This is a genomic window from Paeniglutamicibacter antarcticus, from assembly GCF_039544305.1.
Lineage (GTDB): Bacteria > Actinomycetota > Actinomycetes > Actinomycetales > Micrococcaceae > Paeniglutamicibacter > Paeniglutamicibacter antarcticus_C.
This window is the reverse complement of record NZ_BAABLK010000002.1, coordinates 62,665-79,538: the sequence shown is the minus strand read 5'-3', so window position 1 is coordinate 79,538 and position 16,874 is coordinate 62,665. Positions and strand designations below refer to the sequence as shown.

Genomic DNA, 16,874 nt, shown 5'->3' with positions numbered 1-16,874 from the left:
GCTAGGCCAAGACCTTGGAAAGGAAGGCCTGCGTACGTGCCTCACGCGGATTTTCCAGCACCTGCGTCGGACTGCCCGATTCGACCAGTTGCCCGTCGGCCATGAAATGCACGACATCCCCGACTTCCTTGGCGAACCCCATTTCATGGGTTACCACCACCATCGTCATGCCCGAAGCCGCCAGCGAGGTCATTACATCAAGCACCTCTCCGACCAGTTCAGGATCCAAGGCGCTGGTCGGCTCGTCGAAGAGCATCAGTTGCGGTTTCAGGGCCAGGGCCCGGGCGATCGCCACGCGTTGCTGCTGGCCACCGGAGAGTTGGGCAGGGTAGTGCTTGTACTTGTCGGCCAATCCAACCCGGTCCAGTAACTCCATGCCCTCGCGCATCGCCTTGGACTTGGGGACCTTCTGCACGATGATCGGACCCTCGACCACATTTTCCAACGCGGTGCGGTGCGGGAACAAGTTGAACTGCTGGAACACCATGCCCACTGCCGCCCGCTGCCTTGCGGTCTCATTTTCCTTGAGCTCGTGAAGGCTGTTTCCGGAGCGGCGGTAGCCGATCCGTTCGCTCTTTACCCACAGTTCGCCGTCATTGATCTTTTCCAGGTGGTTGATGCAGCGAAGGAAGGTCGATTTGCCTGAGCCCGAGGGCCCCAGCAGGCAGGCTACCTGCCCGGTCTGCACCTCCAAGGTGATGCCCTTGAGGACCTCTATGTGCCCGAAAGACTTGTGAACGTTGCGTGCCCGCAGCATGGGTTCGATCATTTGATGGGCTCCAATTCCGGTTCTATGTTCTGGGCCGCGGCGGACGCGGCAACGGTCCCTGCCGGGGCGGAGGTGCCCGGCTTGGGCGGCTTCTTGCCCTTGATAGGGGTAAAGCCGCGCTCGAAGTGGCGCTCGACGAAGTACTGCCCGATCGACAGCAGCGCTGTAACCGCCAGGTACCAGATAGCTGCGACGAGCAACAACGGAATGGTCTGGAAGTTGCGCGAGTAAATGATCGAAACACTGGTGAGCAGCTCGGAGTATCCGATTACGATCACCAATGAGGTGTATTTGAGCATGCCGATGGTTTCGTTGCCGGTTGGCGGGATAATCACGCGCATGGCCTGGGGCAAAACGACCCGGCGCATGGTCTGCATCCGCGACATGCCGATCGCCTTGGCGGCTTCAGTCTGTCCCGTTGAGATCGCCCGGATTCCCGAGCGCACGATCTCCCCCATGTAGGCCCCCTCGTTCAGGCTCAGGCCCAGTAGGGCCGCAGTGAACGGGGAGATGACAGAGTTCGTGTCGATTTCCAGCAATTTCGGCCCGAACGGCACACCCAACCCGATGGTGGGCACCAAAGCTGCCAAGAAAAACCAGAACAACAGCTGAACCATCAGCGGGGTACCGCGGAAGAACCATGAGTATCCCCAGGCGGCGGTGGACAGGATCGGGTTGCTTGAGAGCCGGCAGACGGCCACCACGATCCCCAGCAGGATACCTATGACCATCGAGACCGCCGTGAGCATCAGGGTCTTGCCTAGTCCCGACAGCACCGGTGGGGCAAAGAGGAACTCTCCCACCACGTCCCAGTGGAAGCGCTCATTGGTGAACATCGAGAAGACAAGCATCCCCAGGATGCCCACCACGAGGAATGCCGCCACCCAGCGGCCAACGTAGCGGGCCGGAACAACCCTCAACTCGGGTTCTTCATTCCTGCGAACGGCCGTCGCGCTCATTCCTTGACTCCGTTAACCGGGAAGCTCTCCATCGAGTGGTCTGCCATGTCGTACTTGGTCAGGATCTTGTCATAGGATCCGTCGGACTTGATGGCCTCCAGCCCTTTCTGGATGGTGCCCATCAGCTGCTCTTGATCCTTGGGGAAGACTATGCCGAAGGCTAGGTCCTGGTAACGCTCACCCATGGCCAGCGCCCCCTTGGATTCAGCGGCAATCACCGAACCTGATGTCGAATCCACCAGAAACGCGTCAACGCGGTCGGACTGCAGTGCCAGCACGGCCTGGTTCTGGCCGGCGAAGATGGTCACTTCGATACTCTTTTTACCCTCTTCCTCGCACTTCTTGGAGGCTTCGGCCGCATCGGCGTCCTCCGTGGTGCCCTTGACGATACCCACGTGGGTACCACAGAGGTCTTCAAGGGTCTTGAGCTTCTCTGCGTTGGCCGTAGAGGTCATCACACCGCCGCCAGCCGAGAAGTAGTCCAGGAAGTTCACGGCCTTCTGCCGTTCCACGGTGTCCGACATGGCGGACATAGCCATGTCGTAGCGCGCAGAGGATAGGCCCGGGATGATCGCGTCGAAGGCGATGTTATCGAACTTCATAGTGACTCCGAGCTGTTTTTCCAACTCGTCAGCGATCTCGCGATCGATGCCGACTATGGTGCTGCCGTCAGTGTCGAATGACTCGAAAGGAGGGTATTCCACGTTGCTTGCCACGTTGATGGTTCCCGACTTCTGGACCTTCTCCGGCAATTCTTTGAACAGTGCGGCGGAATTCTCTCCTGCCGACGGTTTCTCGGCTTCTGCGGCTCCGCCACATGCGCTCAGACCAACCATAGCGGCGATGGCCAGGGCACCAAGTGCGGTGGAACGGACGGTGCGATTCGTATTTTTCATGATTCGTACTCCCTTTGCTTGCTGCTCGTGGAATTGCTTGAAGGGTGCCCATCGTCGTTGACGGGTGTTTTTGGGTGCAACCATCCAGGGCTCCGACCTACGCCGGTGTCTGGACTTGGTGTGACGGGGTTGTGTGTGCCTAGCCGGCGAGCACCTGGTTCACAGCCAGCACGACAGATCCGTCGTGGACGAGGTCAAGGGACTTGCGGACTCTGGGGTACAGGACCACATCCGCACGGATGTGGTCGATCGGCCGGCCGTCGTCCGATGTGGTTCCCCGAACCAGGTCCAGGGCCGCGGCCGCAGCTGGGCTCAGGAGCGCATCGGCCGTGGCTTCGAGACCGAGGCGTAGTTCAAGGGCTTGGGACGCCATGAGCAGTTCGATGCCGACCACAGATTCGATGTTCGCCACGATCTGGCGCGCGTGTCGTCCGGCGTTGTTGGCCATTGACACGTGGTCTTCTTGGTTGGCACAGGTCGGGATCGAGTCCACTGAGTCGGGGTGGGCCAGTGTCTTGCAATCGGACACCAGCGCAGCTGCCAGGTATTGCGGCAGCATGTAGCCGCAGTCCATACCCGTCTGTTCGGAGTCAACGAGCATGTCCGGCAACCCGCGATTCAATGTGCCGTCGTCAAGACGAAAGAGCCGTCGTTCAGTGATCGATCCAATCTCTGTGACCACTATGGAGATGAAGTCGGCAGCGAAAGCCACGTATTCAGCGTGGAAATTTCCACCCGATACTGCCTTGAGCGAACGAGTGTCGGGCAGCGAGGGAAAGATCAGCGGGTTGTCGGTCGCAGCATTGATCTCATTTTCCAATATCCCGGCCGCAAACGCGAGGGTGTCTTTGATCGGGCCGAAGACCTGTGGGACGCAACGCAGTGAATAGGCGTCCTGCGGAGGCTGGCGGACCGGATCCGTTGCGGCGTTGCCATCGATGAGGGTGGAGCCCGCCAGCAGTTCGCGAATGCGTGCCGCGACTTCGATCTGCCCCTGTTGACCGCGAGCCTGATGCAGTTCGTCAATGAATGCGTCGCCAAAGCCCATCAACGCCTCGATGGTCATGGCTGCCGTGATCTGTGCGGTTTCCAGCAGGTTCTGCGCATCATAAAGCGCCAGGGCGGCCTGGGCTGCGGAGAAGGAAGTGCCGTTGAGCAATGCCAGCCCGTCCTTGGCACCCAGTGGCAGGCGTTCAATGCCGGCTGCTTCCATGGCCTTGATACCCGAGACCACCTTCCCATCAAGCATGGCTTCTCCGGAGTCCAGCTCCAGGTCTTCGCCAGTATGCGAACGGGACATCACGATGGCCACGTGAGCCAGCGGGATCAGGTCTCCGGATGCACCGAGGGAACCGTATTCAGGGATCGCCGGACAAACCCCAGCGTTAAGCATGGCGGCGAGCGTAGTAACAATTTCGGGGCGGATGCCGGAGTAGCCCTGTGTGAGCGAGACGATGCGGATGAACATGGTCGCCCGCACCACTTCTTCATCGACGTAGCGGCCCACCCCAGAAGCGTTGGAGAGCACCAAGCGGCGCGATAGTTCGGCGGCATCAGAGGGTTCAGCGAACGCGCGGCGCCCTGCTAAGGAACCAAAGCCCGTGTTTACGGAGTAGATCGGTGGGGTCTCAGTCCCCTGCCCCATCGAGTCGACTACGCCCTGCAACCACTTGCGCGACGGTTCCATGGTCTCGAAGACAGCTTCATCAATCAGTAGTGGCCGGCGGTGGCGTGCAACTTGGATGAGGTCGTCGAGGGTGACCCGATGCACACCGATGGTCACCGGTGCGGTCTCAGGCAATAGTGCTGTAGTCATCAAGTGTCTCCCTGGTTGATTTATTTGGCGTGGTGCTTTGCACCGAGTCTGATAGCTTGGCGGCGGCCTCGCGCATCACCTTCAGCGTCGAGCCGATCCAAAGCTTGGAACCACAGCGGATCTCGGGGCCGGCTACGTTGAGTGAGCAGACGATCTCACCGCGGTTGAAGACCGGAACGGCCAGGGACACGGACCCATCGTCGAGTTCGCCCCGGGAAACTACATGTCCCGTTGAGCGGATCTGCGGGATGCTGGCCCGAAGCTGGTCAGCGTTCAGTGTCTTGGAGGTGAAACGGTTCATCGGACCGGAGAGTACCTGGTGAATAACCTCCGGCGGCGCCCAGGCCAGCAGCATTCGCTGCCCGGCTCCGGCGTAAAGAGGGAGGAGTTCATTAATGGCGAAGGTGTATTTTAGCGACTTGTCGGATTCGGCTCGACGCAAGCACATGGCTTGGTCACCGATCCGCACGATCATTACGGCGGTTTCCCCTACCTGCTCGACGATCGAACGCAGTAGGGCGCTTCCGACCTCAACGAGGTAGGACTGGGCGAGATGTCGGCCAGAGACACCGAGCAGGACGCGTCCGGGGCGGTAGCATCCTTCTTCCTCGGTCACGAATTCCTGGTCGCGCAACACCCGAAAGTAACGGTAGGCCGTACTAGGTGGGATGTTGAGTTTCAAGGCCACCGCATCGACTGTGGTTTCACCACGGGCCACGATTTCAGCCAGGATTTGAAGTCCGCGTTCAAACGACGATGACATGTCCGGCCCCTTCCGCTCCCAATGTGATCGAGCCCACATCCGCAGGCTCTGGATAGATGCTCCATGCTTTACCCCGGGAGAACAATCTTGATTCTCGCATAATGAGAATGAAATTAACGGGCAGCCCCAGTCATCGTTAGGTTTGGTCTCATTCACCACTAGTTAAGGGGAAGCCCCATGGAATCAGCCATTGCCGCGTCAACGGTCCCGGTCTGCACGGAAGATCCCTACGCTCCAGAGAACCTGGTCAATCCGTACCCGCTCTTCGAGCGGATGCGGCAAGCCGGTCCACTGACGATGATGCAGTGCCACGGACTGCATGCGATCACACGATTCAATGAATGCAAGGAGGTCCTCGATGACTACAGAACCTTCGTATCCGGGGCAGGCGCAGGCCCGAAGAACCTGCACCACGAACCCAGCTGGCGGGCCCAAGGCATCATGGAATCGGACCCCCCGATCCACACTGAAATGCGCCACGCGATAGGCGGGGTAATCTCCCCGCGCGGAGTTCGCTCGCTACGTGCGGGGTTTCAGGAATACGCCACTGAACTGGTTGATAGCCTGCTCGAACGCGGCAGCTTTGACCTGATTAAGGACATGACAGAAGTCTTCCCGCTCAGGGTCTTCGGCGACGCGGTGGGGATCCCGCGCGAGGGTCGGGCCGAGCACCTGCCTGCCCTTGGAGCCGCGAACTTCTCTACGTTCGGCCCCGATACCGCTCTCGCCCGCGAGCACTTTGCCTCCGGGGCCGGGAACAACGAGTGGGCCATGGCAAACACCGCGCGTGAGAACCTGTCCCCAGGTTCACTGGGCGCCCAGATCTGGGAGTATTCGGATCGAGGGGAAATCACCGCTGACCAAGCTGCACTGCTCGTCCGGGCCATGCTCTCAGCGGGGCTGGACACCACCATCTTCTCCCTCGGCGCTACCCTGCTGGCGCTGGTCCGCCACCCCGGAGAGTATACGAAAGTCCACCAGAACCCGAAGCTTGTGAAGTTCGCCATCGACGAGGCATTCCGCTACGAATCGCCCTTCCAGTCTTTCTACCGCACGACCTCACGCGACACCGAGCTGGGAGGGATGCAGCTGCCCGCGGACACCAAGGTGGCGCTTTTTGTCGGTTCCGCCAATCGCGACGCCGAACGCTGGGGACCCACTGCAGACCAGTACGACATTTCCCGACAGGCCGGAGGTCATCTGGCCTTTGGCATGGGCATCCACCAATGCGTGGGACAGCCACTGTCCCGATTGGAAATGGATGTCCTTCTGACCGAGTTCGCCACACGCGTGAAGTCGATCGAACTCACGGCCGAGCCCGAGCCGTTCCTGCATACCACCTTGCGCGGCTGGTCCTCGATCCCGGTCACCGTTAGCGCGGCTTGATCGCCCCTGAAGTGCGGCCGCAGCATGCTGGCAGGGTGGAGTGGCCCTCTTACATCAGCCAGGGGGCCCGCCCGCAGGTCCAAACCCTCTGATCCTGGATCTCTACGCGTGGATTGCGACCGGCTTCTGCAGCGGGAGTGCGTGCCAAGGTTTATGGCGGAGCCACGCCACCCCAAGACTTAAAAGACCGGTGGCGGCCTCGTTTGCTAGGTCAGTAGCAAGGAGGCCGCCACCGAAAGGGCGATCCACACGCTTAGAGTGCGGCGTAGATTTCGCGCAGCAGCGTCGCGGTTTCCGACGGGGTCTTGCCGACCTTCACACCGGCAGCCTCGAGTGCTTCCTTCTTGGCCTGTGCCGTACCGGCCGAGCCCGAGACGATGGCGCCAGCATGGCCCATGGTCTTGCCCTCTGGTGCGGTGAAGCCTGCCACGTAGCCGACAACCGGCTTGGTGACGTTGGCCTTGATGTACTCGGCTGCACGCTCTTCGGCGTCGCCGCCGATTTCACCGATCATGACGATGGCTTTGGTCTCCGGATCCGCCTCGAACGCAGCAAGTGCGTCGATGTGGGTGGTTCCGATGATCGGGTCGCCGCCGATGCCTATGGCCGAGGAGAAGCCCAGGTCGCGCAGTTCGTACATCATCTGGTAGGTCAGGGTTCCGGACTTGGAGACCAAGCCGATCGGGCCCTTGGAGGTGATGTTGGCCGGGGTGATGCCGACCAGCGCTTCACCGGGGGTGATGATGCCGGGGCAGTTTGGGCCGATGATGCGGGTGACCTGGTTGCCGTCTGCGTCGACCTTGGACTGGGCAAGTGCCCAGAACTCGGCCGAATCCTGTACCGGGACACCCTCGGTGATGACAACGACCAGGCCGATGCCTGCCTCGATGGCTTCAACGACTGCATCCTTGGTGAACGCCGGGGGAACGAAGACGATGGAGGTGTCTGCACCGGTTTCGGACATGGCTTCCGCCACTGCTCCGTAGACCTTGATTTCCTTCTCGCCGTGGGTCACGGTGGTGCCGGCCTTGCGGGCGTTGACGCCGCCAACAATGTCGGTTCCGGCCTTCAGCATCAGGGCGGTGTGCTTTGTGCCTTCGCCGCCGGTAATGCCCTGAACGATGACCTTGGAGGCCTTGTTAAGGTAAATGCTCATGTTCGCGTATCCCTACTTACTTCGCTGCGTTGGCGAGCTCGGCAGCCTTGGCGGCGCCCTCGTCCATGGTTGCTGCCAGGGTGACCAGCGGGTGGTTGGCTTCGGCCAGGATGCGGCGACCTTCCTCCACGTTGTTGCCGTCAAGACGTACGACCAGCGGCTTGTTGGCCGCGTCGCCCAAGGTGTTCAGCGCACCGACAATGCCGTTGGCCACTGCGTCGCACGCGGTGATGCCACCGAAGACGTTTACAAACACCGACTTGACCTGCTCGTCGTTGAGGATGACATCGAGTCCGGCAGCCATGACTGCTGCCGAGGCTCCGCCGCCGATGTCCAGGAAGTTGGCGGGCTTCACGTTGCCGTGATTTTCGCCTGCGTAGGCAACGACGTCCAGGGTCGACATGACAAGGCCGGCACCATTGCCGATGATGCCAACTTCGCCGTCAAGCTTGACGTAGTTCAGGCCCTGCGCCTTGGCCTTGGCCTCGAGCGGATCCGCTGCGTCCTTGTCTTCAAGGTCCGCGTGGTGCGGATTGCGGAATTCGGCGTTCTCATCGATGGAGACCTTGCCGTCCAGTGCCACGATCTCGCCGGCCCCGGTGCGAACCAGCGGATTGACCTCAACCAGGGTTGCGTCTTCCTTCTTGAAGACGTCCCACAGCTTCAGGATCGCGGAAGCGACCTTCTCGGTCAGTTCCGGGGCGAAACCTGCCGCGGCGACGATTTCGTCGGCCTTGGCCTGGTCAATACCCACTTCCGGGTCAACGGCAACGCGGGCCAGGGCCTCGGGACGCTCGACTGCGAGCACCTCGATTTCCACACCGCCTTCAACCGAGCACATGGCCAGGTAGTTGCGGTTGGCGCGGTCCAGCAGTACGGAGAAGTAAAACTCCTCGGCAATGTCGGCACCCTGGGCGATCATGACCTTGTTCACGGTATGGCCCTTGATGTCCATGCCGAGAATGTCGGTGGCGTACTGGAATGCCTCGTCGGCGGTCTTTGCGACCTTTACGCCACCGGCCTTGCCGCGGCCTCCGACCTTAACCTGGGCTTTAACAACCACGACGCCGCCGATTTTCTCGGCTGCGGCCTTGGCTTCTTCAGGAGTGTAGGCAACGATGCCGGCCAGCACGGGTACACCGTGCGACTCGAACATATCGCGCGCCTGGTATTCATACAGGTCCACGGGCTTGTGTCCTTCTTGTCGAAGTCTATGCTGACTCAAGGCAGGGCTCCGTAAATACGGTTCCATGCTTTGAGGGGAAGAGCCCGCCCTGGGAACAGGCCAGGCTCCATTGCTCAGCCTAACGCGTTCGCCGCCAATGGCACAGTTCTACAACAGGTAGAGCAAAATAGCCCGTGATGCGGGGCACAAAGCCGCCAAAGCAACGGCCTAAGGAGGTATGAAAACCGACCGCAAGCGTCGCTAGTCAAGCTTGGACAACGGGGCGTACCGAAGCAATAGCCGCTTCTCCGCATCCGCAAACTTCACCTTGGCCACCGTCTTGTCCCCGGAGCCCTCCAGAGCCAAGACAACGCCCTGGCCGAAAGTCCCGTGACTGACTTTGTCCCCCACGGACAGGGAAACGATTTCCTTGTTCGGTTGTACGCGGCCCTTGGCCGTGGGAGCGGTTCGCAGCGTGTGGATTTCCGGCGCACCCGAAACTCTGCCCCCGCCCCCTCCGCTTGACCCGGAGCCCCAGTAGGAACCCGATTCATAGCGGCTGGTGGCAAAGTTGTCGCGACGCCCGAACGAATCGATACTCGAACGCTTGGTACCTTCACGCTTCCAATCCAAAAGGTCCTGCGGGATTTCCTCCAGGAACTGGCTGGCGGGGTTGTATTGGGCCTGGCCCCAGAGACTGCGGTATTCGGCGCGGGTCAGGTAAAGGCGCTGACGTGCCCGGGTGAGCCCCACGTAAGCCAGCCGTCGCTCCTCGGCCAATTCCTTTTCATCGGTGAGGGACCTCTGGTGCGGGAAGATGCCGTGTTCCATGCCGGTGAGGAACACCACCGGGAATTCAAGGCCCTTGGCCGTATGCAGGGTCATCAGCGTAACCATCCCCTCGCGGTGGGCCATATCCACGCCTTCGGCATCCGAAGGTGCCTCCGGTATGGAATCGGCATCGGCCACCAGTGCCACGCGTTCCAGGAAATCGGTCAGCGTGCCTTCGGGGTTTTCCTTGATGAAGTCCCTGACCACTGCCACCAGTTCGGCAAGGTTCTCCACGCGGGATTCATCCTGCGGGTCGTTGGTCGAGCGCAGCATTTCCAGGTAGCCGGTCTGCTCCAGCACCGCTTCCAGCGCTTCCGCCGGTCCTGAACCATCGGCGACCACCGCCAGGTCATTCATGATCTTCACGAAGGCCCCGACCATATTCTGGCCCCGTGTTCCCAACCCGGGTGCATCCTCTGCACGGCGCAACGCTTCCATGAAGGAAACCCGTTCGCGTTCGGCAAGTGCAGCAACAGAGTATTCGGCCCGGTCGCCGATACCGCGCTTGGGCTCGTTGAGGATACGCCGCACATTGACGTCGTCTTCCGGGTTGACCAGCGCGCGCAGGTAGGCCAAGGCGTCCTTGATTTCCTTGCGGTCGTAAAAACGTGTTCCTCCAATGACCTTGTATTTCAGGTCCATCCGGATCAGCTGTTCCTCGAGCGAACGCGATTGGGCGTTGGTGCGGTAAAAAATAGCGACGTCGCCGGGGCGGATGTCTTCCTCGTCGTTCAAGCGCAGGATCTCCTCTGCGATCCAACGCGCTTCGTCCGACTCGGATTCCCCCACGTACCCGATGATCTTTTCGCCGTCACCCTCGGCAGTCCACAGGCGCTTCTCGGGACGGTCTGGGTTGCGTTTGATGACTTCGTTGGCGGCCGAGAGGATGGTCTGGGTCGAACGGTAGTTTTGCTCGAGCTTGATGGTTTCGGCATCCGGGTAGTCCTTGGAGAACTCCACGATGTTGCGGATGTCGGCGCCTCGGAAGGCGTAGATCGATTGGTCCGAGTCGCCGACCACGGTCAGCTCCCCTCCGGGGGTCGGCCCATCGGGTCCGGTCAGCTCGCGCACGAGTGCATACTGTGCGTGGTTCGTGTCTTGGTACTCGTCGACCATGACATGGCGGAACCGTCGGCGGTAGTTGTCCGCCACGGCCGGGAATGCCCTGAAGAGATTGACCACGTGAGCGATCAGGTCGTCGAAGTCAAGAGCATTGGCTGCGCGCAAGCGCTCGGTGTAGCCGCGGTAGACCTGGGACACGGCAGAGGCGAACGGATCGTTGCTGGCAATGCTTCGGGCATATTCCTCATCATCGATGAGTTCGTTCTTCAGCGCGGAGATCTTGTGAGACATCGATTTGGGAGTGAACTTCTTCGGGTCCAGTTCCAGGCCCTTGGACACCATGGTGATCAGTCGCAGGGAATCTGCGGAGTCGTAGATGGAGAAGCTCGGCTTCAATCCGACCGCGGCAGCCTCGCGGCGCAGGATCCGCACGCACGAGGAGTGGAAGGTCGAGACCCACATCTTTTTTGCCACTTCCTCGCCCACCAGGGCGGCGATGCGTTCTCGCATCTCGGCGGCCGCCTTGTTGGTGAAGGTGATCGCCAGGATCTCGTGTGGACGTGCCCGCCCGGTGGCCAACAGGTATGCAATGCGGTGCGAAAGAACGCGTGTCTTGCCGGATCCGGCGCCGGCAACGATCAGCAGCGGGGAGCCTGCATGCTTGACGGCTTGTTCCTGATTGGAGTTAAGTCCGGCAAGCAGGGATTGGGCATCTGGCAGGGACTGGGGTTCAGCGGGTGCGACGAAGTCATCGAAAAGAAAATCCATGATGCGCCCCAGTCTACGGCGACGGACTGACGGGTTGGTCCGGTCTTGGCCTTTTGGCGGCATAATTGGGGTCATGGGTAAGTCTCAGAAGAAAAAGAAACAATACCACCGCCCTGCTCCGGCAGCGCCGATGGTCAACTCCTCAAGCCAGCGTTCGCCGGAGAAAGCGGCCAGCAACGGGAATCTCATTCTTATTGCCGGCTTTGTCGTGGTGCTCTTCCTCTTTTGGTACTATCACCTGCTTGTACTGAACCAAATGACCGATCTTTCCAACGGACTGACCATGCCCGACCAAATGATCGGCGGTTACTCGGTGGAACACATCGAGGCGCTACGCCAGGCGATGGATGCTGACGCCGTGGGTCAGCTGAACTATGTTCACAAGACAGCGGGTCTCCTCTTTCCGCTTTTCCTCGCGTTGATCACCATGCTCGCCGTGAACATCAACACCGCCCGGGGCGCCGGGCGGTGGGCGTTGTGGTCGGTGCCGATTCTCTTCGCCGTGGCTGACCTATGGGAAAACCGTGCCATTGATGCATTGTTCATCAGTCCGTTGGATCCCTCGGCCGTTTCCCTGGCATCGACGTTGACAACCGCCAGTTGGATCCTGCTCATCGCCACTGCAGCGATTCTGTTCGGGGTGCTCATCGCTTCGTTCGTGCGCACGTTCCGCGAAAAGTGGGAACTATCTAAGAAGGGCCTGCTTTAGGGACATTTCCATGCGGCACGGTGCGCCGCATAACCCATGCTTCGCCAAATACCGTTAGGATTGATTCGGTTCGATTCGGATGAAGCGAGCCCCTGTAGCTCAGTTGGATAGAGCGACTCTCTCCTAAAGAGTAGGCCGTCGGTTCAATTCCGGCCAGGGGCACCAGCTAATGCACGACCTGCTTTGATGCAGGTCGTGCGGCGTTTAATGACCGGATTGGACGACGGATATCTCCAGCGTTTCGATCTCCCCGGGCATCATGAAGGCAGCTGCACCTCCAGGCACGACCATGGCTGCTCAACAAAACGATTTTTCCGGAGCGGATCCGTCCGGGTCACCCCTCGGCCCGGGAATCGGCGCGGATGCCCTTGCGGCAGAGGACCCATCTCCCTTTTGAGGGCGCATTTTGCATCACCTCGCTAAAAACGGCGCGCTAGGTGGGTGCCGTCGACCGGTGAAACCGTGGGATAACTCCCATTACATTCCACGGCACCGGTCGACAGCGTTAAGAGCCGGGCCCCCAGCAACCGACCTGCCGTTCCCCCACGCGCTGGCTTTGCGGACTAAAAAAACTTTCACGCAAACAACGGTGGGCAGCTCAGCTGCAACCAACTCTTAACGGTCATCTAAATCCATTGGACATAGATTGTCAACTGAATTACCTGCGGTAAGTAAATGGGTCGCCAAAAGCGACTTCTAACGACCCATCGACGCAATAAATGCCCGTTTAGCGCAACAGCAATGCTGCTGCCTTGGGCGACAGGCTTGCATCCATGATGGCGCAAGCACCGCCGATTGCTCCCACTTCATGGCCCAACGTGGAGGAGCGAACCTCGATGGCATGGACGTTTTTGGAGCTGAAGCGTTCGTTGATGATCCCACGCACCTCGTCGAGGCACCATTCCCCGACCTCCGACCACAGCGGGCCTGCCATGATCACCAGACCGATATCAAGTGTGTTGCACAACTGGCCGGCCACCTGGCCCACGTGGCTCATGCATTGACGAATCAACTGGACGGCGTTTTCGTTGCCCGATTTTGCCATGGTCACGATCTCGTTCATGCCCGATGCGCGTTCCTCCGCGGTGCCCTCATCGGGAACCGTCAGGTTGAGACCCAGTGCACGGGCGTTTTGCGCGATCAGGTTGAAAGACAAAGAGGCATGCAGGCAATCGTTGCGGAGACAGATGGTGCATTCCTGGGCGACGATGCCTGTCGAAAAGTGCCCCACCTCGCCAGCATTGTTGCTGATGCCTCTGTGGACCTCGCCGTTCAAGACCATGCCAGCGCCGATTCCGGCACCCACGTACATCGTGAGGAAATTATCGCGTTCGGCATCGTTGCTCTTCCACTGCTCGGCGATGGATGCGGCAATCGTGTCCTTCTCGATCACAACGTCGAGCTTGAGCAGGCGCTGCAGCGGCTCAAGTATCTCCACGTCCTTCCAGCCATCGAGCAACGGTGGATCGACCATGACCCCTCGTTCGGGATCCAGTGGGCCGGGGACAACCACACCCACGCCGAGCACGTGCGTGCGTGGAACACCTGATTCGGAAATGATCTCGTCCACAGTCTGCGCCATGGCCTCGATGGTCTTTTCCGGAACTTCAACGGCTGGGATGTCCACCCGGCGCGAATGCAGCGTTTCACCGCGCAGGTTCAACATCACCACGGTGATGACACCGGGGTCGAGGTGGATGCCCACGGCCACCATGCGGTTGGCTTCGAGCTCCAAGACGGTACGTGGCTTGCCCGGACCGGAGACGATCGTCCGGTCCTCGCGGACCAAGCCCTCATCCAGCAGCCGGCGTACGACGTTTGAAATTGTTTGTGGGGAAAGGCCCGTTGAGCCGGCAAGTTCTACACGGCTGACCCCGTCAACCGCACGGCGAATCGATTCAAAGATGACCGCCTGATTAAAATCCCCAAGTCGCCCTAAGTTGGTGCCCCGCTGCATCAATTCTCCATTTGTAGATCCTCATTTGATCCCCCGCTGGTCTTGCCTGACCCGCTGGCCTTTCGGCTAATGCGGTTCAGTCGAACATGGCGTCCTAGCCGGATTGGCTCCGGCCTCCATTGCTAAACGGAAATCACGCCCTGAGACCTGTCCACCAAGCACGTTATCACTCCCACCTGTGTGTTTAATGGTTGTTAAGCTCAAGTTATGCCAAAGATTCTTACGATCGCAGCCCTGCAACTCCTGGACTCTTCCAAACGCATTCTTCTGGTGCGTAAAAGCGGAACACGAATGTTCATGCAGCCCGGCGGGAAACTCGAGCCAGACGAAAGTCCGCTGTCCGCAGTGTTGCGTGAGGTCCACGAAGAGCTGGGGTTAGTGTTCGGTCCCGACGACGTCGTGCCCGCCGGCGTGTGGATCGGTCCAGCGGCCAATGAAGCGGATACCGATATCCATGCACACCTGTTCGCAGCGCAGACCGACTGCACTCCCGTGGTCCAGGCCGAGATCGCGGAGATGCTCTGGATCGACCCCGCTGCAGCGCTGCGGCGCACCGATATTGCACCCCTGCTGCGAGAGAAGGTTCTTCCGGGATTGCTGGGTCCCTAGTCTCCGCCGGTCACTGTGCGAACTGGGTGTCGTGTAGCTCCGCATAGCGGCCGCGTGCTGCCAAAAGCTCGGTGTGGGTGCCGCGTTCAGCGATTCGCCCGTCTTCGATGACCAGTATCAAGTCCGCCGAGCGGATGGTGGAGAGCCTGTGGGCAATCACCAGTGCCGTCCTGTCTGCCAAGGCGTCGGCCAAGGCAGCCTGAACCGCCGCCTCATTGGAGGAATCCAGTGCGGCCGTAGCCTCGTCGAGGATGACGACCTGCGGGGCAGCCAACAGCAACCGGGCAATGGTCATGCGCTGGCGTTCCCCGCCCGAGAGCCGGTACCCGCGTTCCCCCACCACGGTGTCTAACCCCTCGGGCAGTCCGGCGATTGTCGGCTCCAGCCGGGCCCGGCGCAGGGCTTGCCAAATTTCCTCGTCGCTGGCTCCGGGTTTCGCCAACCGGAGGTTCGAGCCGATGGTCTCGTGGAACAGGTGTCCGTCCTGGGTGACCATGGAGACCGTCGAGCGCAGCGAATCGAGCCGGAGCTCGCGAATATTGGTTCCGGCTAATTCAACGGCGCCCGAATCCACGTCATAGAGACGAGCCAGGAGGGATGCAATGGTGGATTTTCCTGCTCCCGACGAACCAACCAGGGCTACCGTGGACCCTGCGGGGATCTCGAAGTCGATCCCGTGAAGCACGGTTTCCCCACCCCTGGTGTCAAGCACCGAGACGTCCTCCAGCGAGGCCAAGGAGACCTTTTCCGCGCTGGGATAGGCAAAGGAAACGTTGGAGAACTTCACTGCGACTGGCCCCGGCTCCAGCACCCTCGCGTCGAGCGCGTCGGTGATCAGTGGTTTGAGATCCAGGATCTCAAAAACCCTGTCGAAGCTAACCAATGCACTGGTGATTTCCACCCGTGCATTGGCTAGGGAAGTCAGCGGAACGTATAGCTTGGTCAGGAGCATTGCCAGGACCACGACGTCGCCGGCCGCCATTTGGCCACGCAACGCGTAGACCCCGCCCAGGCCGTAAACCAAGGCCAAGGCCAAGGCGGCAACCAGGGTGAGCATCGCGACGAAGAAGAACTGGCGCATTGCCATCTTCACCCCGATGTCCCGCACGCGTCCGGCACGCAAGGCGAATTGCGCCGATTCGTCGGCCGGACGGCCAAAGAGCTTGATCAAGGTGGCGCCGGGCGCCGAGAAGCGTTCTGTCATTTGGCTGCCCATCGAGGCATTCAGGTCAGCGGATTCCTTGCGCAACCACGCGATGGACCTGCTGAAGTACCGCGCAGGGAGCAGGAAGATCGGCAGCAGCACCAACGCAAGTGCGGTGACTTGCCACGAAGTGGTGAACATGACGCCGGCTGTCAGCACCAGTGCTACGGTGTTGGACACCAGCCCTGACAAGGTGCCGGCGAACGCGGACTGGGCGCCGATCACGTCGTTGTTCAGCCGGCTGACCAGCGCCCCGGTGCGTGTCCGGGTGAAGAAGGCAACGGGCATCTTTTGCACGTGGTCGAAGACCGCGGTGCGCAAATCGAAGATAATGCCCTCGCCCAGGCGCGAGGAATACCAGCGCACCACCAGCGATACGGCTGACTCGGCGACGGCGACTCCAGCAATGATCAATGCCAGGTTCACAACGACCTGAATTCCGCTCTTGTCCACGATGGCGTCAATCACGCGTCCGGCCAGCACCGGGGTGACCACCGCGAGGACCGCGGCCACCACCGAAAAGAGGACGAAGACCAGCAGCCGGTTCTTGTAGCTTGTGGCAAAGGCCAGTACCCGTCGAGGGGTAGTATCCGCGTAGGCCCTGGACTTCTCCGGGCCCGACATTCGCCACAGCGAATGCCAGGCCGCGTTTTCCATGCTCATGAGTTGCTCTCGCCATCCAGCTAGGTAGTTGTGCGGTGCCAATGGAAGGTTTCCCCGGGCACAGAGACTATCGATCTTAGTCCGCCGCGGGCATCGAATGCCCCGACACAGGCATAACCCCTGTGGGCCCCCGGTTCTTCCCGGACAGCAAAACGGGGGAC

Annotated in this window: 13 protein-coding genes and 1 tRNA gene; 4 read left to right on the top strand and 10 right to left on the bottom strand. The window is 60.5% G+C overall.

The genetic code is table 11. The features are described 5' to 3' along the window. Position 1: 1 nt before the first annotated feature. The 5 genes from ABEA12_RS00375 to ABEA12_RS00355 form a co-directional block, all read right to left on the bottom strand. The gene (locus ABEA12_RS00375) at positions 2 to 769 is read right to left on the bottom strand and encodes an amino acid ABC transporter ATP-binding protein (RefSeq protein WP_345465670.1); all 768 of its coding nucleotides are present in this window, start codon (positions 767 to 769) and stop codon (positions 2 to 4) included. Then, positions 766 to 1,728, bottom strand: coding sequence for an amino acid ABC transporter permease (locus ABEA12_RS00370; protein WP_210101915.1), 963 nt, complete (start codon positions 1,726 to 1,728; stop codon positions 766 to 768). Before ABEA12_RS00370 ends, ABEA12_RS00375 begins: the two co-directional genes overlap by 4 nt. Next, complete coding sequence (locus ABEA12_RS00365) at positions 1,725 to 2,624, bottom strand: ABC transporter substrate-binding protein (protein ID WP_210101916.1); 900 nt, start codon at positions 2,622 to 2,624, stop codon at positions 1,725 to 1,727. The genes ABEA12_RS00370 and ABEA12_RS00365 overlap by 4 nt, the downstream gene beginning before the upstream one ends. Before the next feature lie 139 nt (positions 2,625 to 2,763). After that, positions 2,764 to 4,440 (bottom strand): HAL/PAL/TAL family ammonia-lyase, encoded by a 1,677-nt coding sequence (locus ABEA12_RS00360; protein WP_210101917.1) that lies wholly within the window; start codon positions 4,438 to 4,440, stop codon positions 2,764 to 2,766. Next, entirely contained in the window at positions 4,418 to 5,203 is a 786-nt protein-coding gene (locus ABEA12_RS00355; RefSeq protein ID WP_210101918.1) for an IclR family transcriptional regulator, read from the bottom strand. The genes ABEA12_RS00360 and ABEA12_RS00355 overlap by 23 nt, the downstream gene beginning before the upstream one ends. A 177-nt stretch (positions 5,204 to 5,380) precedes the next feature. Here ABEA12_RS00355 and ABEA12_RS00350 point away from each other — a divergent pair, with 177 nt between their 5' ends. After that, entirely contained in the window at positions 5,381 to 6,589 is a 1,209-nt protein-coding gene (locus ABEA12_RS00350; RefSeq protein WP_210101919.1) for a cytochrome P450, read from the top strand. A 253-nt stretch (positions 6,590 to 6,842) separates the two neighbouring features. Here ABEA12_RS00350 and sucD read toward each other — a convergent pair whose 3' ends face one another. From sucD to pcrA, 3 genes are all read right to left on the bottom strand, one after another. Beyond that, positions 6,843 to 7,745, bottom strand: coding sequence for a succinate--CoA ligase subunit alpha (sucD, locus tag ABEA12_RS00345; RefSeq protein WP_210101920.1), 903 nt, complete (start codon positions 7,743 to 7,745; stop codon positions 6,843 to 6,845). 16 nt (positions 7,746 to 7,761) lie between these two features. Next, positions 7,762 to 8,931 carry an ADP-forming succinate--CoA ligase subunit beta gene (sucC, locus tag ABEA12_RS00340; RefSeq protein WP_210101921.1) on the bottom strand — a complete coding sequence of 390 codons (1,170 nt, stop codon included), beginning with the start codon at positions 8,929 to 8,931 and terminating at the stop codon, positions 7,762 to 7,764. A 240-nt stretch (positions 8,932 to 9,171) separates the two neighbouring features. Further along, the gene (gene pcrA, locus ABEA12_RS00335) at positions 9,172 to 11,571 is read right to left on the bottom strand and encodes a DNA helicase PcrA (protein WP_210101922.1); all 2,400 of its coding nucleotides are present in this window, start codon (positions 11,569 to 11,571) and stop codon (positions 9,172 to 9,174) included. A 73-nt stretch (positions 11,572 to 11,644) separates the two neighbouring features. Here pcrA and ABEA12_RS00330 point away from each other — a divergent pair, with 73 nt between their 5' ends. Further along, positions 11,645 to 12,280 (top strand): hypothetical protein, encoded by a 636-nt coding sequence (locus tag ABEA12_RS00330; protein ID WP_345465657.1) that lies wholly within the window; start codon positions 11,645 to 11,647, stop codon positions 12,278 to 12,280. Positions 12,281 to 12,368: 88 nt separating this feature from the next. Next, positions 12,369 to 12,445 (top strand) — tRNA-Arg (locus ABEA12_RS00325). Between the two features lie 562 nt (positions 12,446 to 13,007). On the opposite strand, the gene ABEA12_RS00320 is transcribed toward ABEA12_RS00325, so the two are convergent. Next, positions 13,008 to 14,237: an ROK family transcriptional regulator gene (locus ABEA12_RS00320; RefSeq protein WP_210101923.1), complete on the bottom strand. Its 1,230-nt coding sequence runs from the start codon at positions 14,235 to 14,237 to the stop codon at positions 13,008 to 13,010. Between the two features lie 207 nt (positions 14,238 to 14,444). Here ABEA12_RS00320 and ABEA12_RS00315 point away from each other — a divergent pair, with 207 nt between their 5' ends. Further along, positions 14,445 to 14,846 (top strand): NUDIX hydrolase, encoded by a 402-nt coding sequence (locus ABEA12_RS00315; protein WP_210101924.1) that lies wholly within the window; start codon positions 14,445 to 14,447, stop codon positions 14,844 to 14,846. 10 nt (positions 14,847 to 14,856) lie between these two features. Here ABEA12_RS00315 and ABEA12_RS00310 read toward each other — a convergent pair whose 3' ends face one another. Then, positions 14,857 to 16,713, bottom strand: a complete 1,857-nt coding sequence (locus ABEA12_RS00310) for an ABC transporter ATP-binding protein (RefSeq protein WP_210101925.1) — start codon at positions 16,711 to 16,713, stop codon at positions 14,857 to 14,859. Positions 16,714 to 16,874: the final 161 nt, after the last annotated feature.